The 25,242-nt window shown below is 61.8% G+C and carries 22 protein-coding genes and 1 tRNA gene; 13 read left to right on the top strand and 10 right to left on the bottom strand.

The genetic code is table 11. From position 1 onward, the window contains the following. Positions 1-199 precede the first annotated feature (199 nt). Positions 200-1,174: an alpha/beta fold hydrolase gene (locus GA0061105_RS16935; protein ID WP_092751658.1), complete on the top strand. Its 975-nt coding sequence runs from the start codon at positions 200-202 to the stop codon at positions 1,172-1,174. Positions 1,175-1,200: 26 nt separating this feature from the next. On the opposite strand, the gene hisN is transcribed toward GA0061105_RS16935, so the two are convergent. Then, complete coding sequence (gene hisN, locus GA0061105_RS16940) at positions 1,201-1,974, bottom strand: histidinol-phosphatase (RefSeq protein ID WP_092751844.1); 774 nt, start codon at positions 1,972-1,974, stop codon at positions 1,201-1,203. Between the two features lie 278 nt (positions 1,975-2,252). Continuing rightward, on the bottom strand, positions 2,253-3,134 hold the full coding sequence (locus tag GA0061105_RS16945) for an N-formylglutamate amidohydrolase (protein ID WP_092751659.1): 882 nt from the start codon (positions 3,132-3,134) through the stop codon (positions 2,253-2,255). 188 nt (positions 3,135-3,322) lie between these two features. On the opposite strand from GA0061105_RS16945, the gene cpdR1 reads away from it, so the two are divergent. The 5 genes from cpdR1 to GA0061105_RS16970 all read left to right on the top strand — a co-directional run bounded on the left by cpdR1 (position 3,323) and on the right by GA0061105_RS16970 (position 6,733). Beyond that, positions 3,323-3,685: a response regulator CpdR1 gene (gene cpdR1 / locus GA0061105_RS16950; protein WP_003542883.1), complete on the top strand. Its 363-nt coding sequence runs from the start codon at positions 3,323-3,325 to the stop codon at positions 3,683-3,685. 84 nt (positions 3,686-3,769) lie between these two features. After that, positions 3,770-3,844: transfer RNA gene (locus GA0061105_RS16955), tRNA-Val, on the top strand. 172 nt (positions 3,845-4,016) lie between these two features. Next, positions 4,017-4,211, top strand: a complete 195-nt coding sequence (locus GA0061105_RS33920; RefSeq protein ID WP_092751661.1) for a hypothetical protein — start codon at positions 4,017-4,019, stop codon at positions 4,209-4,211. 486 nt (positions 4,212-4,697) lie between these two features. Beyond that, entirely contained in the window at positions 4,698-5,741 is a 1,044-nt protein-coding gene (locus GA0061105_RS16965) for a porin (protein WP_092751664.1), read from the top strand. A gap of 497 nt (positions 5,742-6,238) precedes the next feature. Further along, complete coding sequence (locus tag GA0061105_RS16970; protein WP_092751846.1) at positions 6,239-6,733, top strand: hypothetical protein; 495 nt, start codon at positions 6,239-6,241, stop codon at positions 6,731-6,733. Between the two features lie 6 nt (positions 6,734-6,739). On the opposite strand, the gene GA0061105_RS16975 is transcribed toward GA0061105_RS16970, so the two are convergent. Next, positions 6,740-7,456 (bottom strand): hypothetical protein, encoded by a 717-nt coding sequence (locus GA0061105_RS16975; protein WP_092751848.1) that lies wholly within the window; start codon positions 7,454-7,456, stop codon positions 6,740-6,742. A gap of 223 nt (positions 7,457-7,679) precedes the next feature. On the opposite strand from GA0061105_RS16975, the gene GA0061105_RS16980 reads away from it, so the two are divergent. Continuing rightward, positions 7,680-8,192 carry an MgtC/SapB family protein gene (locus GA0061105_RS16980; RefSeq protein ID WP_064694480.1) on the top strand — a complete coding sequence of 171 codons (513 nt, stop codon included), beginning with the start codon at positions 7,680-7,682 and terminating at the stop codon, positions 8,190-8,192. Positions 8,193-8,255: 63 nt separating this feature from the next. On the opposite strand, the gene GA0061105_RS16985 is transcribed toward GA0061105_RS16980, so the two are convergent. Together GA0061105_RS16985 and GA0061105_RS16990 are read right to left on the bottom strand one after the other, a co-directional pair. Beyond that, the gene (locus GA0061105_RS16985; protein ID WP_092751666.1) at positions 8,256-8,435 is read right to left on the bottom strand and encodes a hypothetical protein; all 180 of its coding nucleotides are present in this window, start codon (positions 8,433-8,435) and stop codon (positions 8,256-8,258) included. Between the two features lie 50 nt (positions 8,436-8,485). Then, positions 8,486-8,704, bottom strand: coding sequence for a hypothetical protein (locus GA0061105_RS16990; protein WP_208601661.1), 219 nt, complete (start codon positions 8,702-8,704; stop codon positions 8,486-8,488). A 349-nt stretch (positions 8,705-9,053) separates the two neighbouring features. Between GA0061105_RS16990 and GA0061105_RS16995 the strand changes: the two genes are divergently transcribed. Further along, a complete protein-coding gene (locus GA0061105_RS16995) occupies positions 9,054-10,145 on the top strand; it encodes a DUF475 domain-containing protein (protein WP_064694321.1) in 1,092 nt (363 codons plus the stop codon). Positions 10,146-10,263: 118 nt separating this feature from the next. Here GA0061105_RS16995 and GA0061105_RS32865 read toward each other — a convergent pair whose 3' ends face one another. The 5 genes from GA0061105_RS32865 to GA0061105_RS17020 form a co-directional block, all read right to left on the bottom strand. Next, positions 10,264-10,434, bottom strand: a complete 171-nt coding sequence (locus tag GA0061105_RS32865) for a hypothetical protein (protein ID WP_092751668.1) — start codon at positions 10,432-10,434, stop codon at positions 10,264-10,266. A 157-nt stretch (positions 10,435-10,591) separates the two neighbouring features. Further along, positions 10,592-12,109 carry a tripartite tricarboxylate transporter permease gene (locus GA0061105_RS17005; RefSeq protein ID WP_064694320.1) on the bottom strand — a complete coding sequence of 506 codons (1,518 nt, stop codon included), beginning with the start codon at positions 12,107-12,109 and terminating at the stop codon, positions 10,592-10,594. An 83-nt stretch (positions 12,110-12,192) separates the two neighbouring features. Further along, positions 12,193-12,684, bottom strand: coding sequence for a tripartite tricarboxylate transporter TctB family protein (locus GA0061105_RS17010; RefSeq protein WP_064694319.1), 492 nt, complete (start codon positions 12,682-12,684; stop codon positions 12,193-12,195). Then, positions 12,681-13,625 (bottom strand): Bug family tripartite tricarboxylate transporter substrate binding protein, encoded by a 945-nt coding sequence (locus GA0061105_RS17015; RefSeq protein WP_092751670.1) that lies wholly within the window; start codon positions 13,623-13,625, stop codon positions 12,681-12,683. Before GA0061105_RS17015 ends, GA0061105_RS17010 begins: the two co-directional genes overlap by 4 nt. Before the next feature lie 329 nt (positions 13,626-13,954). Continuing rightward, complete coding sequence (locus GA0061105_RS17020; protein ID WP_064694317.1) at positions 13,955-15,001, bottom strand: ABC transporter substrate-binding protein; 1,047 nt, start codon at positions 14,999-15,001, stop codon at positions 13,955-13,957. Positions 15,002-15,334: 333 nt separating this feature from the next. On the opposite strand from GA0061105_RS17020, the gene GA0061105_RS17025 reads away from it, so the two are divergent. The 5 genes from GA0061105_RS17025 to GA0061105_RS17045 all read left to right on the top strand — a co-directional run bounded on the left by GA0061105_RS17025 (position 15,335) and on the right by GA0061105_RS17045 (position 25,241). Further along, positions 15,335-17,203: a TPR end-of-group domain-containing protein gene (locus GA0061105_RS17025; protein ID WP_092751672.1), complete on the top strand. Its 1,869-nt coding sequence runs from the start codon at positions 15,335-15,337 to the stop codon at positions 17,201-17,203. Positions 17,204-17,295: 92 nt separating this feature from the next. Next, positions 17,296-17,973 carry a response regulator gene (locus tag GA0061105_RS17030; protein ID WP_064694315.1) on the top strand — a complete coding sequence of 226 codons (678 nt, stop codon included), beginning with the start codon at positions 17,296-17,298 and terminating at the stop codon, positions 17,971-17,973. Further along, entirely contained in the window at positions 17,970-19,352 is a 1,383-nt protein-coding gene (locus tag GA0061105_RS17035) for a sensor histidine kinase (protein ID WP_064694314.1), read from the top strand. The genes GA0061105_RS17030 and GA0061105_RS17035 overlap by 4 nt, the downstream gene beginning before the upstream one ends. Before the next feature lie 110 nt (positions 19,353-19,462). Then, a complete protein-coding gene (locus GA0061105_RS17040; protein WP_092751674.1) occupies positions 19,463-22,786 on the top strand; it encodes a transglutaminase family protein in 3,324 nt (1,107 codons plus the stop codon). Positions 22,787-22,823: 37 nt separating this feature from the next. Further along, on the top strand, positions 22,824-25,241 hold the full coding sequence (locus tag GA0061105_RS17045) for a circularly permuted type 2 ATP-grasp protein (protein WP_092751676.1): 2,418 nt from the start codon (positions 22,824-22,826) through the stop codon (positions 25,239-25,241). Position 25,242 lies beyond the last annotated feature (1 nt).

Genomic DNA, 25,242 nt, shown 5'->3' on the forward strand with positions numbered 1-25,242 from the left:
ACCAGTCTTGGATGCGCCGCTGCTTTCCAAGCCGCATGCCATGCGCTATCCCTAACCCATCGTGCTTCCGATAATCGGAATCGATTTTCGGAAGCACGATGCGTAGATTCAGGGGGAGTTAGAGCGTCCTTCGTGCGTCCGAAAGGCCGCGCGGCGCTCTCATAGGCGAAGCAGTCAGCAGCGGCGCATTGGCAAGGTCATGGATCAGGTTCTCTATTCGACGCCCGACAACCCCGCTCCGGAGAACCGCACGGAGGGTTTTTTCGAGACCCATGACGGCCAGCAGCTGCGTTACGCCGTTTTTCGCTCCGGTGGCCAGGTCGCCAAGGGCACGGTCGTCATCATCCATGGTCGCAACGAATATATCGAAAAATACTTCGAGACGATTCGCGACCTGACGGCCAGGGGTCTGTGGGTCGCGACCTTCGATCTGCGCGGCCAGGGCGGCTCGTCGCGCCTCCTGAAGCGTCGCAACCACGGCCATATCCGCCGCTTTTCCGATTACGAACGCGATCTCGACACCTTCCTCGAGAAGATAGTATTGCCGGATACCCGACTGCCCTTCTACCTGCTCGGCCATTCCACAGGCGGGCTGATTGCGCTGGCAGCCGCCCCCTATCTCACCACCCGTATCGATCGAATGGTGCTGTCGGCCCCCTTTATCGGCCTGACCGGCCAGTCGGCCTCGCCGCGCGTCATCCGCACCATTGCCGGGACGCTGACGGCCACCGGCCTCGGCTTCATGCCGCTGACCTCGAAACTGAAGGAGCCGGACTTCCGCGACAACCCGCTGACCTCGGACGAAACCCGCTTCGAGCGCAATGTTGCGACGATGAGTGCCCACCCGGAACTGACGCTCGGGCCGCCGACGGCTCGCTGGCTGAGCGAAGCCTTCCGAACCATCGATCGGGTCACCTCACCCAACCATCTCTTTTCGATCACCATCCCGACCATCATCATCGCCCCGACGCGCGACGGCGTCGTGCCCTATACGGCACAGGAGCGGCTCTCGCGTTATTTCCGCGCCGGCCAGCTGGTGCCGATCAACGGCGCCCGCCACGAAATCTTCCAGGAACGGGATATCTACCGCGCCGCAGCACTCGCCGCCTTCCACGCCTTCATCCCCGGCAGCGATGCCGAGGAGAACCAGGACGTCGCCGCTCTCGGCACGTGAAGATTTGCGTTGCAGATGTTTGGGTTTCAGCGCTGCAGGATGGCGATCGCCTGCTCGTAGACCGCGCGGCTGCCAGCGGCGATGATCGAACCGCCATTTTCCGGCCGTCCGCCATCCCAAGTGCTGATGACGCCGCCCGCCGCCTCGATGACGGGAATGATGCCGCCGACATCATAAGGCTTCAGACCGTTTTCGACGACCAGATCGATATGGCCGGCCGCAAGCAGCGCATAGGCATAGCAGTCGCATCCATAGCGGAAGAGCCGCACTTGGCGCTCGATCTCCCGGTACTTCTCCATCTCCTCGCCGGCGAAGAGATGCGGCGAGGTTGTGAACAGGATGGCGTTCGAAAGTGCCTCGCACTGGCGCGTCACCAGCCGCCGCTCGCCTTCCGGGCCGGTATAGATCGAACCGTTCTGGTCGGCGAAATAACGTTCGCCGGTAAACGGCTGTTCGATCATGCCCATGATCGCCCGGCCCTTTTTCTGCAGGCCGATCAACGTGCCCCATACCGGCAGGCCCGAAATAAAAGCGCGCGTGCCGTCGATCGGATCGATCACCCAGACATAGTCGCGGTCAAGCCCGACATCGCCGTGTTCTTCGCCGAGAATGCCATGATCGGGAAAACTCTCCTCGATCAGCGCCCGGACGGCGAGTTCGGCCGCCCGATCGCCCTCCGTCACCGGATCGAAACCGGAGGAAAGCTTGTTCGTGACATCGAGGCCGGAGCGGAAACGCGGCAGCGTCTCGGCCTTGGCGGCCTCTGCCAGGCGATTGAAGAACGAGCGGTCAGGAAGCATGATGGCACCGTTTGGCTGGCGGGAGTGGCGCTTTTCATAGCGAAAAGCAACGGGAATGCAAACGCAGCAGGCACTTTCGGTCGAATTGCTCAAAGATATCGCATCGCAATATATTGCTTGACATTTGTGCAATGCAATAGTAGCGTCTTCAGTACAGTCTTTTGACTGTAAATACCCTCCTTGGGTGTTTCCTCCCTAGACTTAGCCGCGCTCACAAGCGCGGTTCTTTTTTGGTCTGCCAAGAGGGCATGTTCCAAAACCGCTGAAATCGACAAGAATTATTCGGCGGCCAGCGCCCGGTCACCGGCGAATTTCTCGACGTATTCCGCCATCTGCCGCACGAAGCCCGCCACGGCGTCGGCCACCGCCGCAAAGTCCTCGCGCTTCTCCAGCGTCACTTCGTCGACATAAATCGCCCGGTTCACCTCGATCTGCAGCGCATGCAGTCCGCGCGAGGGACGGCCGTAGTGTTCGGTGATGAAGCCGCCGGCATAAGGCTTGTTGCGGATCGCCGCAAAGCCCATTTCCTCGAGGATGGCGATGGCGGCGCGTGAGAGTTCGGCCGAAGCGCTGGTGCCGTAGCGATCGCCGATGATGAAATCAGGCCGCCCGGTGCAACCGGCCACCCGCACATTGCCCGGCATCGAGTGGCAATCGATCAGCACGCCGAAGCCGAACTGCACATGGGTGCGGGCGATCAGCCGGCGCAGCGTCGCATGGTAGGGCTTATAGACGGATTCGACCCGATCGAGCCCCTCCTGCACCGGCAGCCGCCGCGCATAGATCTCCATGTTCTCGGCAACGATGCGCGGAATGGTTCCGAGTCCGCCGGCGACTCTGAGCGAATTGACATTGGCATAGGGCGGCAGCAGCCCGTCGAACATTCTGGGATCGAGTTCGTACGGCTCACGGTTGACGTCGAGAAAGGCCCGCGGAAAATTGGCGGCGAGCAGTGGCGCGCCGAGTTCGACGGCCGAGCCGAACAGCTCGTCGACGTAGTGATCCTCGGAACGGCGGATGGCAATGCCTTCCAGCCTCGACTGGGCGATGAATTCCGGTGGATAAATGCGGCCGCTATGGGGGGAGTTGTAGACGAAGGGAATGGTCTGCGACGCGGGCTCATGGACCTCAAAAAGCTCGTATTCGCGGATTTCCGGCACTTTCGGCCCTCTTTACCATGTCATGAACTGGCTGCTTCGGCCATGTTGCCAGTTGCCCGCCCTCAAGTCCATACTATGTAGGAGGGGTGGCGGTCGCAGACAGGCAGTTCACCGGTTGTTTACCGGCCGAAGACTAGTGTAAACGGCGGGCAGCCCACCCAAAACCTATTGATCAGCGGTCTGGATTGATGACTCAGAAGATACTTCTCGCCGAAGACGACAACGACATGCGCCGCTTCCTGGTGAAAGCGCTGGAAAAGGCCGGTTATAAGGTCCTTTCCTATGACAATGGCGCCAGCGCCTATGACCGGTTGCGCGAGGAGCCGTTTTCCCTGCTCTTGACCGATATCGTCATGCCCGAAATGGACGGCATCGAGCTGGCGCGCCGCGCCACCGAACTCGATCCCGACTTGAAGGTGATGTTCATCACCGGTTTTGCCGCCGTGGCGCTGAACCCCGATTCGAAGGCTCCGAAGGATGCGAAGGTCCTTTCCAAGCCTTTCCACCTGCGCGACCTCGTCGACGAGGTCAACAAAATGCTTGCTGCGTAAGGCTTGCCGGGCGGCGCGTCACAAAACTGAAAAAAGCCTATTGACGGCTCCGAAGGTTTTGTGATCTATGCGCCGCCATCGGATGGGCGTGTAGCTCAGCGGGAGAGCACTACGTTGACATCGTAGGGGTCACAGGTTCAATCCCTGTCACGCCCACCATCCGATCTCCCTGACATCATTGACAGATCTCCGGCTCGGGGATTGCATTTACCAAGACCGGCGTACGCCCGAATTCGGACTTCAGCGCGAGGGGGTTTGCGTGATTAGCTCCGACCAGATCGGGCGGATATCATCGGCTGTGGAGATCATCCACGCAGGAAGCAGGGGGCGTATGACGCAAAGGACCCGGACACGTAAAGCGATATCCATAATTCTGGGCCTCGCTCTGGCTGGGGTTGGCCTCTTCGGTTTCGGTTACATGCAATTTCATGTCGTTGAACCGATCAGCATCAAGTTATGGCTGATTCCAATCACGGTATTCGCGGCTGGGGTAGCGATCCTCTGGGACGATTTCAAAAGTCCGTAAAGCACGTCGCATAAAACCCCATCCCTATGATGTGCTTTAGCAAGTGAGGCGATTTCTGTCACCGTTTGAGGGCGTCGCAATCATTCCGTCCCTTGCTCCGATTGATTGGCATGTCCAGGCAATCCGGTCGCCTGGCCCTGCGCCGACGCGCGCAGATTGCGGTTATGGCGCGCGCTCATATGAGGACGCGCTCATTCGAGCATCAATTGCATACCATTGCTGAGTGCTCGGAATTCAAAAGTATGATTTTTGTGACAAACAGATGACGAGTTTGTGTCAAAACGCGTGTGATTTCAGCAACATAGCGATCCAGTGTGTTGTCATGATCGACAATCACGTTGCGGTGCAACATCCCTTATGTAACTTCCGCGGCGAAGCAGACACCGAGCCAAAAAGGTGCCGCTTCGATCACCCGGGGTGAAGACACGTAGGGACTGCCGATGGCAACGGTCTTCATCCTTCTGCATTTGAACTGGAGGTTATTCCATGAACATCAAGAGCCTTCTTCTCGGCTCCGCTGCTGCTCTCGTAGCAGTTTCCGGCGCTCAGGCTGCTGACGCTATCGTCGCTGCCGAGCCGGAACCGGTTGAATATGTCCGCGTCTGCGACGCTTACGGCACCGGCTACTTCTACATCCCCGGCACCGAAACCTGCCTGAAGATCAACGGTTACATCCGTTTCCAGGTTGACGTTGCTCCGAACGCCAGCTCGATCGGCGCCGGCGGCGGCGGTTCTGTCGCCAACGACTCGGACTGGGATGCTCGTACTCGCGGTCAGGTTCAGTTCACCGCCAAGAGCGACACCGAATATGGTCCGCTGACCGGCGTCATCGTCATGCAGTTCAATGCTGACAACGCTTCGGCCCAGAAGGCCCAGCTCGACTCCGCTTACATCGACATCGCCGGCTTCCGCGCTGGTCTGTTCTACAGCTGGTGGGACGACGGCCTCTCCGGCGAAACCGACGATATCGGTTCTCCGGTAACGCTGCATAACTCCATCCGTTATCAGTACGAAACCGACGCCTTCTACGCTGGCATCAGCGTTGACGAGCTGGAAGACAGCCCGTTCTACAACGGCGAAACCGCTAACAACGTCGGCGTTGCCGTCGGCCTCGGCGGCAAGGCTGGCATCTTCAGCTACCAGATCACTGCCGGTTACGACACCGACAACGAAGAAGGCGCCGTCCGCGCTATGGGTACGGTTGCCGTCGGCCCGGGCACGCTCGGCCTCGCAGTCGTCTACGCATCCAACCCGAACGCCTACTACAACAAGGCTGAATGGGCGATCGCTGCTGAATACGCCATCAAGGCGACCGACAAGCTGAAGATCACCCCGGCTGTTCAGTACTACGACAATTACGGCGTCACTGCCGGCGAGTTCAACGACGACGTCAACGCCTGGAAGGCCGGCGTCACGATCGACTACCAGATCGTCGACAACTTCTCGGCTAAGGTTTCGGTTCAGTACCTCGACCCGGACAATGCCAACGACGTAACCTCGGGCTACTTCCGCCTGCAGCGCGCGTTCTAATAAAGGCGGCCGGCCGCTGCATGATTCCTGAAATCGGAAAATGCAGCAATTCAGAGTGCTACGGCGCCGTGCGTCTAAAAAGACGCAAGGCGCCGTAGATCGGCAGCTGCAAATTCCTGATCTGATTGACCTCCGATCGGGAAAGAATGGGCCTGGACTTCCCTGCCTGGGCCCATTCCCCTTAAGCAGACACGCATCCAAGACGGCAGGCGTTCGATGAGCGCCTTGCCACCGTCGCGTCACATCGATCGTTGTCGATACCAGGCAGCCTATGCCATTGCTGTATCTCGCAACTGGTAAACCCAACCATCTTTTCGTTCATCTGCGCCGATCGCCGAAACCATCCGGGGGACGACGGAATCTTTGTGCCGCAGGAGTAATGGAGCCAAATTCGGACACAGAACCATGCCATGGCGAACCGAGGACGAGGCAGTGATTCGCCTTGCCGGGAATAAGGGGCCGGGTTTTCGGCCTAGGACATGGGGTTTGAGATCGAAATGAAATTATCCGCGTTTGCCGCCGCCGCATTTTTTTCCGCCGCCCTCGCCTTGCCGGCTTCCGCAGCACCAGCTTCACCTTCCGAGACCTTTCCGGGAGCCCCCGGCGTCATTACGCTTTCCGGCAAATGCGCCAAGCTCGTCGTCGCCAAGTTCGATGCCACCAAGGGCTGCAAGAACGAGCTTGCCAGCGTCACGCTGGCCAATGGCTCGGTGACCTTCATCTTTACTTCGGACGGCAAGGCGCTGGGCTTCCAGGGCGACGGTAGCGGCATCAAGCCCGCGTCCAACGGCAATGCCCGCCTGCCGCTCAGCCTCGTGACGACGGGTGTCGGCAACAAGATGACAGGACAGGTCAAAGTCGCCGGCTTCTGCACCTTCGGCAATCCCTATGGCGGCAAGCCGATCGCCATCGAATGCACCGCCGAAAGCAAGGATTCCTCCTTTACCGGCAGCTTTCGCACCGGCGGCAAGCTGGTGAAGAAGGGCAAGTAATCGCCATCACGCGCACCATGCGCCACCGGCAGCCCCGGGCTTGCGCGCCAGCCCTTCGTTGATCAATTGCGCACCGAAGGAGCGCCCGTCGCGGGAGATGACGCGCGGCGCGCCCGAAGGATCGGTTTTACCGGCCGCATTCATGGTGAAGGGTCCGGCGTTGAGAAGCGCCAGCAGACGCGCCTTGGCGGCAAAGGCCACCCGGCGCTCGTCGTCGCAGCGCGCCCGGTCGACGATCGGGCTCGCCATGTCGGCGATCACGATCTTTTCGCCCTTGTACCAGAAGACGCCGCCGTCGCCGACGCAATTGATGTGGGCGCCCTGCCCGCAATAGCCGAAGGCGGCCGTCGCGGTTGCCGGGGTCCCAGGATAGGAAGCAGACGGCGTCGACTTCACCGGCTGAGCGGTCGGCGTGGGAATGGCCGCTGGCGGCAACAGCTGCGCAGGCGCCGTCATTTTCGGCGCCGGTGCGGCAAGTGCCACCTGTTTCGGCGGCGTATCCTTCCTGACCGCAGGCTTCGTTTCCGCGATCTCTCGTATCGTCGCGGCCGGTTCTTTGGTGAGCATCGGCTTGATATGCTTCCAATTGTCATGGGCGGCGATGCCCGCGAATGCGGCAATACCGATTACCATCCAGGGCAGCAGTCCGCCACCGCCGCTCCGCGCCCTGCTTTTTCCTCTCGCCGGCGCCTTGCGGCGGCCGCGTGTCGCTGTCTTGGCCATCTGTCCGAATCCCGTGAGGCCGGGATTATCGCCGCCCAATCCTTTCCGAAAGGTTGGCGCGGCGAAAGGATGAGCGTCCCACGCCGATTTCTACCGTCGAACGGCCAGGCTGGACCGCCGAGGCCAGCGCGGAACTCGAAACGGATGGCGGGCAAAAGCCGAACAAATCCCATGTTCGAACGTTAGCCAGCGAAAAATGACCGAATGCCCGAAGGAAATCACGATGGATCTCATTATCGCCGATATGATACCGGCATCGCGCATCCACTACCCCGTCATCTTTGCCCGCCTGCTCGGCGCCGTTGTCTTCGGTGGCCTCATCGGCTTCGAACGTGAGGCGCGCGATCGGCCCGCCGGCTTTCGCACTCATATTCTGATCAGCCTTGCGGCGGCCCTCTTCGCGATCATTTCGATCGAGGCCGTGCATATGCCGGGTTTCGTCGATGTCCAGCAGGTCCGCATCGATCCGCTGCGCGTCATCGAAGCCGTGACCGCAGGCGTCGCCTTCCTGGCAGCGGGCATGATCGTATTCGCCAGAGGTCGCATTCACGGGCTGACAACGGGCGCAGGCATGTGGCTCTCCGGCGCGATCGGCCTTGCCATGGGCTTCGGCTATTGGCCAGTGGCCTTCTTCACGACCCTTGCCGCAATTTGCGTCCTCTTCGCCTTCGGCAAGCTCGAGCAGTGGCTCGGCTATAATTCCGGGCAGCGTGTTGATCGGGATGAGCGTCGATAGACAAACAATCGCCCGGCATCATGCCGGGCGCGCGCTCATGCCAAGATGATTGAACGCCGCTGCCTATTCTGACGGGGCGGCCGAAGCATCGCCTTTTCGGATCGACGCCGGGTGAATGATGGATGAGGCGAGCTGTTTTTGGTGCTTGCCGAGATCGATGCGTTCGTCGGCCGCCTCACGAACGGCCTTCCATTCATTTTCGTGCCGAATAAAGATGTCGCGGGGCACAAAGTTCGCAGTCATATGGTTCTCATCCTGTTTCGAATTGCCGTCGAAGTGCCGAAGGGGTGCTTTTATTTCTTGCTTTTGATGTCGGGACCGCCTTTGGAGAGGTCGGCGCCGCTGACATGGGCCGGCACATGAATGTCGTGGATGACGCCGGGCGTCAGGGTCAGGTCGACATGATGCGGCGGCAGCACCTGCGCCTTCTGCATACGGTTCGGTCTTGCCCGCTTCATGCGGTCGGACGCTTCCGTGCGTTTGTCGGGGATATGGGTCGAAGTGTGCATCATGCGCCTCCTTTAAGCTCAACCAGGGTTTAACGGACGGGGCGTCGGATGGTTCCCGAATAATTGCCGATTTCTGTGTCGCGATTGGGCTTGACTGGTTTGGGAAGTTCATTACCTAGGGCCTATCCCGCAGCCTTCCAGACATCGGCTACGGGGGAACATTGGTGCCGGGCCCCTCTGGCGAGAGTTTTTACGGCGCTCTCGTGATGTCGGTACCGCCTGCAGCTCAGCCGGCGGATTTTTCATCGATGAAAAAGCTCACCATGCCTCGTCAGCATGCCCGTTGTGGCATGCCGCGTTTTTGTAATATCTCCACCCTCTCCAACAAGCTTTGCGGCCGCGAGGTGCGGCCATGAACCAGCCCGCGACCGATAAATCCTCGCTCGGCTACTTCCGCTGGGCTTTCATTGTCACTGCCCTCGGACTCATTCTCGGCGCCGTGCTCGGATGGCAGACGACAGGCACGATCGGCGGCATGGCGACCGTCTTCTTCATCTGCACCGTGCTTGCGGTGCTGGAGATCTCGCTCTCCTTCGACAATGCCATCGTCAATGCCAACAAGCTGAAGGAGATGACGCCGCTCTGGCAGAAACGCTTCCTCACCTGGGGCATCATCATTGCCGTTTTCGGCATGCGCATCGTCTTTCCGCTGGCGATCGTCGCCATCGCGGCACGGATCGGCCCCTGGGACGCCCTGGTGCTGGCCGCCCGCGAGCCCGAGGAGTATGCCCGCATCATGAACGATGCGCATTTACCGATCGCAGCTTTCGGCGGCACTTTCCTGATGATGGTCGGCCTCAGCTATTTCTTTGATCATGAGAAGAAGATCCATTGGCTTCGCGGCCTGGAAAAGGTGATGGCGCGCTCGGCGACCATCAGGGGCATCGAGATCGCCTTCGTGCTGGCGCTGATGCTTGTATTCTCCTGGCTGATCGGCGGCGAGGAAGCCAGCATCTTCGTCCATTGCGCCATCTACGGCCTGCTCACCTTCCTCGCGGTCGAGGTCGTCGGCGAGCTGCTCGATGCCTCGCAACAGACGATGAGTGCTGCCGCCAAGGGTGGCCTCGGCGCCTTCATCTATCTGGAGGTGCTGGACGCCAGCTTCTCCTTCGACGGCGTCATCGGCGCCTTTGCGCTCACCCAGAACCTCTTCGTCATCGCGATCGGTCTCGGCATCGGCGCCATGTATGTGCGCTCGATGACGATCATGCTGGTGGAGAAGGGAACGCTTGCCGAATACCGCTATCTCGAACATGGCGCCTTCTACGCCATCCTGATCCTCTCGGTGATCATGTATGCGCAGACCTTGCTTCACATCCCCGAGGTGATCACCGGTCTCGGCGGCGCGGCTCTGATCGGCCTGTCGCTCTGGTCGTCCATTCGCCACAACAAGCGCCATCAGGTGGAAGATCACGCCGGCCGGCAGGAAGAACTGCACGCCTGACATGGCAGAAGATTTGAGGGCCGCAATGCGCTTCAGCGTTTCGGCTGTCACTCGGACAAAAATAAAGCCCGCGACCATCCGGTTGCGGGCTGTTTCATTCATGCATGCCTTGGAGGGCTCAGCGGATAACCTGACCGAAGGAGGCCGGGTCGATGCCGAGTTCCTTGAGGTCGCGGGCGCGCGGACGGCGACCAGCTTCGACAGCGGCGCTGACGGCATTTGCGGCGCTCAGCGTAGCAAATGCACGGCCCAGGAAGCCGGCGCGGACTGAATTACGAATGGCGGACATTGTCCTTTTCCTTTTTCTCTATGATCGACCACCCATATGTGGCAGTGCGCGGACTGATCCACAATGCACGTAAAATCACCTCAGCCATGCAAAAAGAAGAGGCCGGCGCATGTCTCCATGGCCGGCTTCGAGGCAGGGGTAAGGTTGTCTTTTTCTTCTAGTCTTCGTTTGCCGCCAACTGCGACAGCACCTGGCCCCTGCCGCGAATGCGCAGGATCAGCGGAATGAAGAAGGCCGCCGCCGCAACGATGAGCAGTCCAGCCGCGATCGGCGACATCACCAGCGCCGTGACGTCGCCCTGACTAATCGCCAGCGCACGTCGCAACTGCTGCTCGGCAAGGGGCCCAAGGATCAGGCCGACGACAACAGGCGCAATCGGATAACCGAAGAGCCGCATCACGTAGCCGAGCAGGCCGAAGGCCAGCAGCATGCCGAGCTCGAAGACCGATGGATTGGCGCCGATCGTCCCGAGCGTCGCAAACAGCAGGATGCCGGCATAGAGCCACGGCTTCGGAATGGTCAGCAGCCGCACCCAGAGGCCGATCATCGGCAGGTTCAAGACCAGGAGCATCGCGTTGGCGATGAGCAGGCTGGCGATCAGGCCCCAGACGAGCTGCGGGTTGGTGGCAAACAGCAGCGGCCCGGGTTGCAGCCCGTATTGCTGGAACCCGGCAAGCATGATCGCCGCCGTTGCCGTCGTCGGCAGGCCGAGCGTCAGCAGCGGCACCAGCGTGCCGGCCGCAGATGCGTTGTTCGCCGCCTCGGGGCCAGCCACGCCTTCGATGGCGCCGTGGCCGAACTCCTCGGGGTTTTTCGCCAGTCGTTTTTCGGTCGCATAGGACAGGAAGGTGCCGATTTCGGCGCCGCCCGCCGGCATGGCACCGATCGGAAAGCCGATCGCCGTGCCGCGCAGCCAGGCTTTCCACGAGCGCGCCCAATCCTGCGCGTTCATCCAGAGCGAGCCCTTGACGGCTTCGACCTTGTCCTCGAGCCGGTTGCCCTGTGCGGCAATATAAAGCGTCTCGCCGATCGCAAACATCGCTACCGCGAGTGTCGTCACCTCGATGCCGTCAAGCAGGTCGGGTATGCCGAAGGAAAGCCGCGCCTGCCCTGTCTGCTGATCGATGCCGACCATGGCGAGCGCAAAGCCGATGAACAGCGAGGTCAGACCGCGCAGCGCTGAATCGCCGAAGGCCGAGGAGACGGTGACGAAGGCGAGCACCATCAGCGCGAAATATTCACGTGGCCCGAAGACCAGCGCCAGCTTGACGATATAGGGCGCGATGAAGGCGAGCCCGAGCGTGGCGAGCAAGCCGGCGACGAAGGAACCGATCGCCGCCGTCGCCAGCGCCGGCCCGCCGCGCCCGGCGCGCGCCATCTTGTTACCCTCGAGCGCCGTGACGATCGAGGCGCTTTCACCCGGGGTATTGAGCAGGATCGACGTCGTCGAACCGCCATACATACCGCCGTAATAAATGCCCGCGAACATGATCAGCGAACCGCCGGGGTCGAGCTTGTAGGTGGCGGGCAACAGCAGTGCCACGGTGAGTGCAGGTCCGATGCCGGGCAGCACGCCGACGGCGGTGCCGAGGGTCACGCCGACCAGCGCATAAACCAGGTTCATCGGCTGCATCGCAACCAGGATCCCCTGCCATAGGAATTCGAATGTGCTCATCTTGATATCCCAAGCGCGTTCCCGGCCGTGCGTTCCGCTATCCGGCGCTGCGCAAAAATCAAAAGTGCTGACAGCGCGCGCCGTCAGAAGAACAGGCGTTCGAGCGGGCCGGCCGGCAGCGTCAGCTGCAGCAGCTGCGAGAAGATCGCCCAGACGACGAAGCTGAAGACGATGCCGAACGGCAGCGAGATCCAGAGCTTGCGTTTGCCGAAGCCGCGTGCCGTCAGCGCAAACAGCAAGCCGGTTGCGATCGAGAAGCCGGCAATGCGCAAAAGCAACATCTGTCCGACAAGACCGGCGACGATCCAGATGACGGGCGCCACTTCCTGTCGATCGCGTTCCGGAAACTCGCCGCGCCAGGCTTCCGCGGCGGTCCATATCCCAAGACAGAAGAGGCCGAAGGCCACCACTTGGGGCATGGTTGCCGGGCCGATCCGGTCATACTGCGCGATTGTTTTCAGATGCAGTGCATCCCACGCCATCACGCCGGCGACGACGAACAGGAAAACGGCAATGATGAACGCCGCCCAATCAGGGCGGCGTGTGGTTGCCGAGGAGGTGTTATCCCCGCTCATTGAACAAGTCCGATCTCTTTGAGAATGCCTTCGGTGGCGGCGACATCCTTTTCGAGCTGCGCCTTGAAGGCGTCGCCGGACAGGTAGGTGTCGGCCCAGCCCTTGGTCTTCAGGATTTCCTGCCAGGTGGCGGAGCTGTGCAGTTTCTCGAAATCGGAGGTGATGGCCGCGACCTGTTCTGCCGACAGGCCGGGAGCAGCGGCAACCATGCGCCAGTTCTGGATGCTGACATCCGTGCCGGCTTCCTTGAGCGTCGGGGCATCAACGCCGTCGATGCGCTTGTCGCTAGAGACGGCAAGAAGACGCAGCGTGCCCGCTTTCACCTGCGATTCGAACTCGCTGTAGCTCGAGACGCCGGCCGTGACCTGGTTGCCGAGAATAGCTGCCAGCGCTTCACCGCCGCCGGAGAAGGCGACATAGTTGATCTTGGTCGGGTCGACGCCGGACGCCTTGGCGATCAGGCCGACGGTGATGTGGTCGGTGCCGCCGGCCGAACCGCCGCCCCAGGAAACCGCTCCCGGATCCTTCTTCAGCGCCGCGACCAGATCGGCCATCGTCTTGATATCGGACGAAGCGGGGACGACGACGGCCTCATATTCGCCGGTCAGCCGGGCGATCGGCGTGACGTTCTTGAGCGTCACCGGCGACTTGTTGGTGAGGATGGCGCCGACCATGACATAGCCGCCGACGATCAGCGAGTTCGGATTGCCGGCCGCCTGGCTGCTGAACTGAGCAAGGCCGATGGTGCCGCCGGCGCCTGGGACGTTCTGGACCTGCACGTTGCCGGAGATCTTCTCCTGCTGCAGCGCAGTCTGCAGCGAACGGGCCGTCTGGTCCCAGCCGCCGCCGGGAGCCGCCGGCGCGATGATGGTGTAGTCGGCCGCATAGGCCGGCAGCGCGATGGCGGCTGCAAGAAGGGTTGCGATGAACGTATGCTTCACGATGTGTCCTCCGTGGGCGGCTGAGCGAACCGCCTGCTATTTTCCAGTGAATCGGGAGGGGTGGCCGGCCAGCGGACGCAGTTGTCCTGGATGACGAGCGGAATGCCTCCCAAGGCTTCAATTCTCCGCCTCCACGGAGAAGAAGTAGCCAAAGCCACCACAACAAGCTGTCATCTAGCTGACATCGGCAAGATATCCAGAAGGGCAGGACACTTTTTTGCCGTAATTCGGAAGATCTCCGCGCTCAATCCGGTTCTTCGTTGCCGTTTGAAGTGCACCTATCCCGGCTGAGACCAAAGACGAGCTAGCCAGCCGAACGCTGACGCGCATCACTGTGCCCGCAAAACCTCGTTCCAGTGCGCGATCAGCCGCGCACGCTTCACCTGGTCGAGATATACCATCAGCCCGGGACTGACCGGCACCGGCCGAAGTTGGGCGCCGAGCAGTTCCTGCAGCGTATTGGCCGTATTCTCCCCCGCCACCTCCGGGCTGACGGCGGGGATCTGCAGCTCGCGCGCCATGATCGTCTGGCCCTCCTTCGACATGAAAAAAGCCAGGTAACGGCGCCCGAGCTCCGGCTCGGCCGCAGCCTGCGGCACCAGCCCGATGCGCGACATCACCACCGTATAGTCCCTCGGCAGTACGATGCCGACATCGGGGTGCCGCGAAGCCCAGTCAGCGGCGTAGGAGCCGAGAATATTGTAGCCGAGCACGAAGCGTCCGTCGGCGACGCGTTCGAGAATCGCCGAGCTCGTCGAGTAAAGCTTGACGCCGGCTGCGCCCATCGCGCCAATCACCGACCAAATGTCGCCGAATTGCTCCTGGTCGCGCGCCATGAAGAGAAAGCCGACACCGGAGCGCTCGATATCGTAGGTGCTGATCCGGCCATAGACCGCATTGCCCTTGCGCTTCAGATAGTCCACCAATTCCGCCCGCGAGCTCGGCACCGGCTCGTGCGCGAAGCTCGGCTTGTGATAGACGAACACCGCCGGCTCGAATGTCAGCGCATAGGCGGTATTGCGCCAATTCGCCCATTTCGGCCAGGCGGCGCTCATGGGCAGGTTGCTGACCTGCGCATAGCCGTCGTTGGAAAGCTTCACCTGCAGGTCCATCGCCGACGAAAAGGCAAAATCCGCCGTTTTGCCGCCAGCATCCGTTTCCCTGACGATCCGGTCGTAAATTTCCCCGGTCAGCATGTCCTCATATCTGACCGCCACATCAGGATTGGCTTCCTGGAAACCGCGGATCATCGGCTGTGCCAAGGGCTCATCGAGCGAAGAATAAACCGTCAGCACCGGCGCGGCCGTATTGCCCGATTTTGCCGGATAAAAGGCTTGCTCGGCCATGACGCAACCCGGCCAGAACACCAGCAGCAAGATGAAAATTCTCTTCATACCACAACAATGCCCGAGCACGGCGGGAGGAGCAAGGGCCGGTTATGGACAGAGCGGAATTGGCCGCCGGGTAGTAAGTATTGGTATGGAGCAGAAATAGCGTACTTGCTGGCCCGACGACGATTTTAATCATAAATGATTATGGTTCCACATCATCCTTCGCTCGTTTAGAGTATTGATGAAGATTGGCGACGATATAGGGTGCACTGCCGCGGCGAAAGGTCGAAGACGCCCGAATTTCTATTCGGGGACGACAGTGCGCGACAAAAACTCTATAAAAAGCTGGGTTACTCTGGAAGATCCATGGGAGGGGTCATGGAACGACGACTGAGCGCTATTCTCGCTGCGGATGTCGTCGGCTACAGCCGACTGATGGGCGTCGATGAGTCAGGCACCTTGCAGGCGCTGAACCGCCATCGCTGCGAGCTCGTCGATGTTCGTATTTCGGACTACAAGGGCCGGATCGTCAAACTCACCGGCGATGGCATCCTTGCCGAATTCCAGAGCGTGGTGAATGCCGTCGCCTGCGCCGCCGAAATACAGCGCAGCATGTCGGCCCGCAACGAGAACGTGCCGAAGGACGAGCGCGTCGAATTCCGCATCGGCATCAATCTCGGCGATGTCGTCGTTGAGAACGGTGACATCTTCGGCGACGGCGTCAATCTTGCCGCGAGGCTCGAGGCTATCGCAGCACCGGGCGGTATCGCCGTGTCGGCCTCGGTGCGCGACCAGGTCGGCTCGCGTCTCAATCTCGGCTTCGAATTCATCGGCGAGCACACGCTGAAGAATATCAGGCAGCCCGTTCAGGTCTACACCGTCACCTTGGCGCCGCCATCCTCCGCCAAGCTGGTCGCTGAAAACCGCAATACCTGCTTCATCGCCGTGCTGCCCTTCACAAACATGAGCGGTGATGCCGACCAGGATTATTTCTCCGACGGCATCACCGAAGACATCATCACCGATCTCTCGAAGATCTCTAGCCTGCACGTCGTGCCGCGCAACACGATCTTTACCTACAAGGGCGTATCTGTGAAGTTGAAGCGGCTCGCCCAGGAACTCGGCGTGCGATATGTGCTCGAAGGAAGTGTGCGCATCTTCGACAAGCGCGTGCGCATCTCGGGCCAGCTGATCGACACCGCCAATGGCGACCATCTTTGGGCCGAGCGTTACGACCGCGACCTCACCGACATCTTCGCCATCCAGGACGAGATCACTCATGCGATCGTCAGCCAGCTGAAGGTGCGCCTGCTGCCGGAGGAGAAGAAGGCAATTGCCAACGAGCCGACCGCCAATGTCGAGGCCTATACCTATTATCTCAGGGGCCGCCAGCTCTCCCACACCTGGACGAAATCCTACCTGCAGCTGGCCAGACGCATGTTCTGCAAGGCGGTCGAGCTCGACCCTGAATATGCCCGCGCCTATGCCGGCATCGCCGATTGCGACGCAGCGATCCGCGACTGGGCGCCTGACGATGTGCCGCTGAGGCGCATCCTCGAGATGAGCGCCCGCGCCCTTCAGCTTGATCCCAATCTTCCCGAGGCCCATGCCTCGCACGGCCTGGCCTTGCATCAGTGCGGGTACGACGATCGGGCGGCGGCGGCCTTCGAACGCGCCCTCACCCTCGACCCCAACCTCTTCGAGGCGAATTTCCACTATGCCCGGTTCTTCTTCATGCACGGCAACTTTGCCGAATCCGTCCAATATTTCACCCGCGCCGCCGAAATTCGCCATGACGACTACGTCTCGCCGATCCATCTAATGTCGGCCTACCGTTCGCTCGGCCGTCCGGTGGACACGGAAAACTGGGCACGGCTCGGCCTGCTGCGCGCTGAACGTGCGCTCAATCTCAATCCGGAAAACTCCGGCCCGGCCCATCGCGGCGCGCTGGCGCTTGCCCATATGGGCGATGCGACGCGCGCACGCGACTGGGCCGCCCGCGCGATCGCCATCGATCCAGACGACATTGTCGCTCAGTATAATCTTGCCTGCGTTTATTCCGTCCTCGGCGACGCCGACCATGCGATCGAGCTCCTTGAGAAGCTGCTGCCGCACAGCTCCATCTATCACATCAAATGGTTCAACAATGATTCCGACCTCGACAACATCCGCGACGATCCCCGCTTCCGGAAACTGTTGGCCGTCGCGATGACGGAACGCGAAAGCATCGAGAGGACCGGGAGCTGAATTCTCCTTCCGGCTATTCACCGAATTTTGAAAATCGCTATGACATCGCGCCGCCACCTCTGTAATCTCCTTTGAAAACAGAGGGAACATCCGTGCGCATTCTGCTCACAGAAGACAATATCGCGCTGGCCGACGGTCTGTCCGCGATCCTGCGCGGCACGGGCCATGCCGTCGACGTCGTCCATGACGGCGCATCCGCCAATGCGGTCATCGCGGCGGAAAATTTCGATCTGGTGATCCTCGACCTCAACCTGCCCGAGATGGACGGGCTCGACGTGCTGCGCGCCATGCGCGCCCGGCAGAACCAGGCAGCCGTGCTGATCCTGACGGCGCGCGGCACGCCGGAAGAACGGGTGAAGGGTCTCGATCTCGGTGCCGACGATTATCTGATCAAACCCTTCGATATTGCCGAGTTCGAGGCCCGCGTGCGCGTGTTGCTGCGCCGCCAGGCCGGGCTGCGTTCGGCGACCGTCGGCTTCGGCGGCATTTCTTTCGACCTCAATTCCCGCACTTTTTCATCAGGCGACACCCCGCTTGATATTCCCGCCCGCGAACTTGGCTTGCTCGAAATCCTGTTCATGCGGGCCGGCAAGGTGGTGGCCAAGGAGGCGATCATCCAATCACTGACCGCCTTCGACGATGACATTTCCGCAAACGCGATCGAGCAATATGTCAGCCGGCTGAGGAAGCGCCTCTCGCCGTACGGCCTGACGGTCAAGACCGCCCGCGGCATCGGCTATTATCTCGACAAGCTGCCCGAGGCCTCATGAAAGTCGCCTACTCCCTCAGACGCCGGCTGCTCTTCTGGCTGCTCATTTCGACCGCCGTCATCGGGACGCTGGCGCTCGCCGATACCTATCGCGAGGCGGTCCAGACCTCGAATATCGTTTCCGACCGTGTGCTCGCCGGCTCTGCTCTGGCAATTGCCGAACGCGTCGTCGTTGCCGAAGACGGCACGTTGCAGGTCGACATCCCCTATGTCGCACTGGAAATGCTGACCTCGGCGGCGCAGGACCGCGTCTTCTACCGCGTTGACGGCCCTCCGGGCCAATTCATCACCGGCTATCAGTCGCTGCCGGTCCTGAAGAAAACGCCGGGCAATGCCGCAGCCTTTGCCGACGACAGCTTCCGCGGCGAGCCGATCCGCATCGCCACCCTCGAGCGTTCGGCCTCGACGGGCATCCGCTCCGTGCCCTTCGTCGTGACGGTCGCCGAAACCACCATCGCCCGCCGGCAATTGACCCAGGCGATCCTCGTGCGTTCGGCGCTGCGTCTCGCCTTCATGATCTTGGGCGCGGCGGTCATCGTCTGGATATCCGTCACGGTGGCGCTCCGCCCGCTCTACAAGCTCGGCGACGCCATCGGCGAACGCAGTCCTGACGATCTGCATCCGATCGAACAGACCGTGCCGAGCGAGGTCGAGCCGCTGGTCGATACGGTGAACTCCTTCATGGTCCGCCTGCAGTCGGCCCTCGATGCGCTGCGCAATTTCACCGGCAATGCCAGCCATCAATTGCGCACGCCCCTAGCGATCATCCGCACCCAGCTCGCTCTTTCGGCCCGCGCCGGCACGCTTGATGAAGCCCAGGCGGCAGCGCTGAAGGGTGACCAGGCCGTGGCGCATGCCGAGCGTATCCTTGCCCAGCTTCTCCTGATGGCAAAGATCGACGCCGCTACCGCCAAGGAGGCACTGACCGCCTCCGCCATAGATGTTGCCGCCATCGCTCAGGAAATCACCGGCGAGCAGATCCCGGCGGCCGCCGTCGCCGGCATCGATCTCGGCTTCGAGGGCGAAAGCCCGGCTATGATCCGCGCCGAGCCGCTGCTGATCGGCGAGATGCTGCGCAACCTCGCCGGCAACGCCATCGCCTATGCCGGCAAGGGGGCTGAGGTCACCGTCCGCATCATCGCGGCCGCCGATACCGTTCGTCTCGAAGTCGAGGACAACGGTCCGGGCATTCCGCGGGAGAAGCTGGAGGCAGTTCGCATGCGCTTTTCGCGCGGCAATGATTCCGGCGCGCCCGGGGCCGGGCTCGGCCTGCCCATCGTCGAGGAAATCGCCAATCTTTTTAACGCGGCCTTGACGCTGGAACCGGGCAAGGACGGCAGGGGCCTGAGGGCTGCCGTCACTTTCGCCAGGGCGGCCTGAAAGCCGCCGCCGCGTCGACCTTTCCACCTTGCTTTCTTTCGCTGCATTGCACACACTGGCTTCGGGAACAGCAAGCCGCACGACGATGCGCGCCGGATAAAAAGAGCAATATGTCGATCAAAGCCAGCATCTATCACCTGACTCATTATATCTACGACAAACCGGTCCGCCTCGGCCCACAGATTATCCGGTTGAAACCGGCCTCGCATTCGAAGACACGCGTGCTCAGCCACTCGCTGAAGGTCACGCCCTCCAACCACTTCGTCAATCTGCAGCAGGATCCTTACGGCAACTACCTCGCCCGCTACGTCTTTCCGGATCCCGTCACCGAGTTCAAGATCGAAGTCGACCTTGTCGCCGACATGACGGTCTACAATCCTTTCGATTTCTTCGTCGAAGAGGAAGCGACGAAGTGGCCGTTCGATTACCCCGAAACGATGCGCGAGGACCTGTCGATCTATATGACCCCGGAACCGGCCGGCCCGCGCCTCAAGGCGCTGCTGCCGACGCTCGACTGGTCGCCCGGCCAGCCGACGATCGATATGGTCGTCGGTTTGAATGCTCGCCTGCAGCGGCAGATCGGCTATGTCATCCGCATGGAAGCCGGCGTGCAGACGCCGGAAGAGACGCTGGAAAGCGCCAAGGGCTCCTGCCGCGACACCAGCTGGCTGCTCGTCCAGATCCTGCGCCATCTCGGTCTTGCCGCCCGTTTCGTCTCCGGCTACCTCATCCAGCTGACGCCTGATCTGAAGGCGCTCGACGGCCCCTCAGGCACGGAAATCGATTTCACCGACCTGCATGCCTGGGCCGAGGTCTACATGCCCGGCGCCGGCTGGGTTGGCCTCGATCCGACCTCCGGCCTTCTGACCGGCGAAAGCCATATCCCGCTTGCCGCCACGCCGCATTACCGCAACGCCGCTCCGATTTCCGGCGGCTATTTCGGCGAGGCAGAAACCGAATTCGCCTTCGATATGAAGGTTTCGCGCGTCGCCGAACATCCGCGCATCACCAAGCCCTTCTCCGACGACAGCTGGAACGAGCTCAACGACCTCGGAGAAAAGGTCGACCGCATCCTCGAAGCCGAGGATGTGCGCCTCACCATGGGCGGCGAGCCGACCTTCGTCTCGATCGATGATTTCCAATCGCCCGAATGGAACACCGAGGCCGTAGGCCCGACCAAGCGCGAAAAAGCCGACACGCTCATCCGCCGGCTTCGCACCCGTTTTGCTCCGAACGGCTTTCTGCATTACGGTCAGGGCAAATGGTATCCGGGCGAGAGCCTGCCGCGCTGGACCTTCTCGCTCTATTGGCGCAAGGACGGCTTGCCGATCTGGTCCAATGATGTTTTGGTTGCCACCGAGGGGCGCAATTATCAGGTGACGGAGGATGATGCCGGCCGCCTGTTGACGGCAATCGCCGGCGAGCTCGATCTACCCCCCGATTACGTCGTGCCGGCCTTCGAGGATCCCGCCGAATGGCTCGTCAAGGAAGCGAACCTGCCGGATAATGTCGATCCATCGAATTCCAAGCTTGAAGATCCCGAGGAGCGCAACCGCATTGCCCGCGTCTTCGATCGTGGATTGACGCGCCCGACCGGCTATGTGCTGCCTGTCCAGGCGTGGAACGCACGTGCCAGCGGTCGCGCCTGGACGAGCGAGAAATGGTCGACGCGGCGCGGCCGCATCTTTCTCGTGCCGGGCGACAGCCCGGTCGGATACCGGCTGCCGCTCGGCTCGCTCGCCTATATCCCGCCCTCACAATATCCCTACATCAATCCGCTCGATCCTTTCGTGGAGCGGCCCGAACTGCCGGATTTCGGCCAGGATGATGGGCGTCCGCTTCAGGCAGCGCACTTCCAGCCCTTCGCCGGTCAGCAACCGGGCACGCCGCAGTCGGTCAACGACATCGGCGGCCATGTTCGCACCGCTCTTTCCATCGAGCCGCGTGACGGTCGGCTCTGCGTCTTCATGCCGCCGACGGAAACGCTCGAAGATTATCTCGATCTCATCGCCTCGACCGAACGCGCCGCCGCCGCATTAGGGCTCGCCGTTCACATCGAAGGCTATCCGCCGCCGCAGGACGAGCGCATCAACGTCATCCGCGTCGCCCCAGATCCCGGCGTCATCGAGGTGAACATCCATCCGTCCTCGACATGGAGCGAGACGGTCGATATCACCACCGCTATCTATGAGGAAGCCCGCCAAAGCCGTCTCGGCGCCGACAAATTTATGATCGATGGCCGCCACACCGGCACCGGCGGCGGCAACCATGTCGTCGTCGGCGGCAGCAATCCAAACAACAGCCCTTTCCTGCGCCGTCCGGATCTGCTGAAGAGCCTCGTGCTGCACTGGCAACGCCATCCGTCGCTTTCCTATCTCTTCTCGGGCCTCTTCATCGGCCCGACCAGCCAGGCGCCGCGCATCGACGAAGCCCGTCACGACAGCCTCTACGAACTGGAAATCGCGCTGGCGCAGATCCCGGCGCCGGGCCGCAGCCTGCAGCCCCTTCCGTGGCTCGTCGATCGCCTGTTCCGTAACCTCTTGATCGACGTGACCGGCAATACACATCGCGCCGAAATCTGCATCGACAAGCTCTTCTCGCCGGATGGTCCGACGGGTCGCCTCGGTCTCGTGGAATTCCGCGGTTTCGAGATGCCGCCGAATGCCCGCATGTCGCTTGCCCAGCAACTGCTGGTGCGTGCGCTGATCGCCCGTTTCTGGATAAACCCGGCCGACGGCAAGTTCGTGCGCTGGGGAACCTCGCTGCACGACCGCTTCATGCTGCCGCATTATGTCTGGGCCGATTTCCTCGACGTATTGGCGGACCTTCGTCAAAACGGCTTCGATCTCAGCCCCGAATGGTTCAAGGCCCAGCTCGAATTCCGCTTCCCCTTCTGCGGCGAGGTCGAATATGAGGGATCGAAGCTGGAACTGCGCCAAGCGCTGGAACCATGGCATGTCATGGGTGAGCAAGGGGCGATCGGCGGCACGGTGCGTTACGTCGATTCGTCCGTCGAGCGCCTCCAGGTGCGGTTCGAAACCAGCAACACCGCACGCTACACCGTCACCTGCAACGGCCGCATCCTGCCGCTGACGCCGGCCGGCGCTTCGGGCGTATCGGTCGCCGGCGTCCGCTACAAGGCATGGCAGCCGGCCTCCGGCCTGCATCCGGTGCTGCCGATCAACACACCTTTGACTTTTGACATTTATGATACATGGTCGAAGCGTTCGATCGGCGGCTGCATCTATCATGTTGCCCATCCGGGCGGCCGGACCTATGACACCTTCCCGGTCAACGGCAACGAGGCGGAAGCAAGGCGGCTCGCCCGTTTCGAGCCATGGGGACATACGGCGGGCGGGTATATTCCGCGCGCCGAGACGGGTTCGCCGGAATTCCCGCTGACGCTGGATCTGAGGCGGCCCGCCGGCATTTGAGGCCCGGGTAGCGGCCGAAGGTTGAAGTTGGGGTTTGATGGGTAAGAGACCGGCAGTGGAGCGCAGGGAAGAGGCTGGCGATCGCATCGGCAAGGATGCGGCCTTCGATTATGCACCGCTTCCTGGCACAGCCGACGAGATGGTGGACAATAAGGGCGCGGTCCGCCCCGTCTGGCAGCGTTTCCTCTCGCATCTCGGCGCAATGCCGGAAAAGGATCTCGCGGAGCGTTTCGCCCGCGCAGACCGTTACCTCAGAGACGCCGGCGTTTTCTACCGCGCCTATGGCAGCAAGGGCACCGGCGAACGCGCCTGGCCGATCTCGCATATCCCGGTGCTGATCGACGAGCGCGAATGGCAGACGCTGTCGGCAGGGCTCGTTCAGCGCGCCGATCTGCTGGAGGCGATCATCGCCGATATCTACGGCGAGAACCGATTGGTAGCGGAAGGTTTTCTGCCGCCGGCGCTGATCGCCGCCAATCCTGAATTCCAGCGCCCGCTCGCCGGCATCCGGCCGGCCACCGGCCATTATCTGCATTTCTGCGCCTTCGAGATCGGCCGCGGGCCAGACGGCAATTGGTGGGTGCTGGCAGACCGCACCCAGGCTCCCTCCGGCGCCGGCTTTGCGCTTGAAAACCGCGTCGCGACGACCCGAGCCTTCTCGGATATCTACGCCGAAACGCCGGTTCACCGCCTCGCCTCCTTCTTCGGCGGCTTCCGCGATGCGCTGCAGGACATGAAACATTCGGGCGACGACCGCATCGCCGTGCTGACGCCGGGCCCGGCCAACGAGACCTATTACGAACACGCCTATATCGCCCGCTATCTCGGCTTCATGCTGCTCGAAGGCGAGGATCTCACCGTCGTCAAGGGCCGCGTCATGGTGCGCACGGTCGCGGGACTGAAGCCGATCGGCGTGCTCTGGCGCCGTCTCGATTCGGCCTTTGCCGACCCGCTGGAGCTCAACCAGAATTCGCATATCGGCACGCCCGGTCTGGTGGAAGCGCTGCGCGCCGAGAGCGTCACCATCGTCAACGCGCTCGGCACCGGCATTCTCGAAACCCGGGCGCTCCTTGCCTTCATGCCGACCATCTGCCGGCATCTGCTTGGGCAGGATCTGAAACTGCCTTCGATCGCGACCTGGTGGTGCGGCCAGAAGGAAGAGCGCGAGCAGGTCGCCAAAAATATCGAGAAGATGGTGATCGGCCCGGCCTATTCCCGCGCCCCCTTCTTCGACGATAACGGCGAATCCGTGCTCGGCTCGTCGCTGCGCGCGACCGCCAAAGATTCCATTGCCGACTGGCTGAATACGGACGGCCCGAAGCTGGTCGGCCAGGAGGTCGTCACGCTCTCGACGACGCCTGCCTGGATAGACGGCAAGCTCGTGCCGCGGCCGATGTCGCTGCGCGTCTTCGCGGCCCGCACGGCAAACGGCTGGCAGATCATGCCCGGCGGCTTTGCCCGCATCGGCTCCGGCGCCGATGTCGCGGCAATCGCCATGCAGTCTGGCGGAGCGGCCGCCGACGTCTGGATCGTCAGCGACAAGCCTGTCGAACGCCACACGCTGCTGCCGGCGGAAGGCAGCTTCACCCGCAACATGCCGGGCAGCCTGCCGAGCCGCGCGGCCGACAACCTGTTCTGGCTCGGCCGCTACATCGAACGCGCCGAAGGGGCGCTGCGCATCCTGCGCGCCTGGCATGCGCGTTTTGCCGAAGCCGCCGATCCGAGCCAGCCGCTGCTCGCAGATGTCTCCGCCTATCTCGCAGCCGTCGATATCGATACCGCCGAGCCCGTGCCGGAAACGCTGTTGCGCAACATCGACAGCGCCGTTTATTCCGCCAGCAACATCCGCGACCGCTTCTCGCCCGATGGTTGGCTTGCCCTCAACGATCTCGCCAAGACCGCCCGCCGCTTCCATGTCACCGTCTCTGCCGGCGACGACGCCAGCCATGCGATGACGATCCTCCTGCGCAAGCTCGCTGGTTTCGCCGGCCTCGTGCACGAAAACATGTACCGCTTCATGGGCTGGCGCTTCCTCTCTCTCGGCCGCTATATCGAGCGTGGCCTGCACATGACGCGCCTGCTCGGCCACATGTCCGGTTCGGAAGCGCCTGACGGCGCCCTCGACATGCTGCTGGAGATCGGCGACAGCGTCATGACCCATCGCCGCCGCTATAACGTCAACACCGCACGGCTGACGGTCACCGACTTGCTCGCACTCGATCCCCTCAACCCGCGCTCGGTCCTCTTCCAGGTCAACGAGATCCATCACGAGGTCGAGCAATTGCCAAACGCGCTGATCAACGGCCAGATGTCGCCCTTCTACCGCGAGGCGATGCGGCTCCATTCCGGCCTGGCAGTGATGACGCCGGAGGGCATGGGGGTCGAGGTCTACCAGCGGCTCGAACGCGAATTGGAGCAGCTTTCCGATCTGCTCGCCCAGACTTATCTCGGGTGAC

The sequence above is a fragment of the Rhizobium aethiopicum genome (assembly GCF_900094625.1).
Lineage (GTDB): Bacteria > Pseudomonadota > Alphaproteobacteria > Rhizobiales > Rhizobiaceae > Rhizobium > Rhizobium aethiopicum.

Bases quoted from the DNA above. Each gene is read 5' to 3' on its own strand.
- GA0061105_RS17025 (WP_092751672.1), top strand. From the start codon at position 15,335: ATGGAACGACGACTGAGCGCTATTCTCGCTGCGGATGTCGTCGGCTAC.
- hisN (WP_092751844.1), bottom strand. From the start codon at position 1,974: ATGCTTCCTGACCGCTCGTTCTTCAATCGCCTGGCAGAGGCCGCCAAG.
- GA0061105_RS17010 (WP_064694319.1), bottom strand. From the start codon at position 12,684: ATGAGCGGGGATAACACCTCCTCGGCAACCACACGCCGCCCTGATTGG.
- GA0061105_RS16935 (WP_092751658.1), top strand. From the start codon at position 200: ATGGATCAGGTTCTCTATTCGACGCCCGACAACCCCGCTCCGGAGAAC.
- GA0061105_RS16990 (WP_208601661.1), bottom strand. From the start codon at position 8,704: ATGATGCACACTTCGACCCATATCCCCGACAAACGCACGGAAGCGTCC.
- GA0061105_RS16970 (WP_092751846.1), top strand. From the start codon at position 6,239: ATGAAATTATCCGCGTTTGCCGCCGCCGCATTTTTTTCCGCCGCCCTC.
- GA0061105_RS16995 (WP_064694321.1), top strand. From the start codon at position 9,054: ATGAACCAGCCCGCGACCGATAAATCCTCGCTCGGCTACTTCCGCTGG.
- GA0061105_RS17035 (WP_064694314.1), top strand. From the start codon at position 17,970: ATGAAAGTCGCCTACTCCCTCAGACGCCGGCTGCTCTTCTGGCTGCTC.
- GA0061105_RS32865 (WP_092751668.1), bottom strand. From the start codon at position 10,434: ATGTCCGCCATTCGTAATTCAGTCCGCGCCGGCTTCCTGGGCCGTGCA.
- GA0061105_RS16975 (WP_092751848.1), bottom strand. From the start codon at position 7,456: ATGGCCAAGACAGCGACACGCGGCCGCCGCAAGGCGCCGGCGAGAGGA.
- GA0061105_RS17040 (WP_092751674.1), top strand. From the start codon at position 19,463: ATGTCGATCAAAGCCAGCATCTATCACCTGACTCATTATATCTACGAC.
- GA0061105_RS16965 (WP_092751664.1), top strand. From the start codon at position 4,698: ATGAACATCAAGAGCCTTCTTCTCGGCTCCGCTGCTGCTCTCGTAGCA.
- GA0061105_RS16980 (WP_064694480.1), top strand. From the start codon at position 7,680: ATGGATCTCATTATCGCCGATATGATACCGGCATCGCGCATCCACTAC.
- GA0061105_RS33920 (WP_092751661.1), top strand. From the start codon at position 4,017: ATGACGCAAAGGACCCGGACACGTAAAGCGATATCCATAATTCTGGGC.
- GA0061105_RS17005 (WP_064694320.1), bottom strand. From the start codon at position 12,109: ATGAGCACATTCGAATTCCTATGGCAGGGGATCCTGGTTGCGATGCAG.
- cpdR1 (WP_003542883.1), top strand. From the start codon at position 3,323: ATGACTCAGAAGATACTTCTCGCCGAAGACGACAACGACATGCGCCGC.
- GA0061105_RS17045 (WP_092751676.1), top strand. From the start codon at position 22,824: ATGGGTAAGAGACCGGCAGTGGAGCGCAGGGAAGAGGCTGGCGATCGC.
- GA0061105_RS16985 (WP_092751666.1), bottom strand. From the start codon at position 8,435: ATGACTGCGAACTTTGTGCCCCGCGACATCTTTATTCGGCACGAAAAT.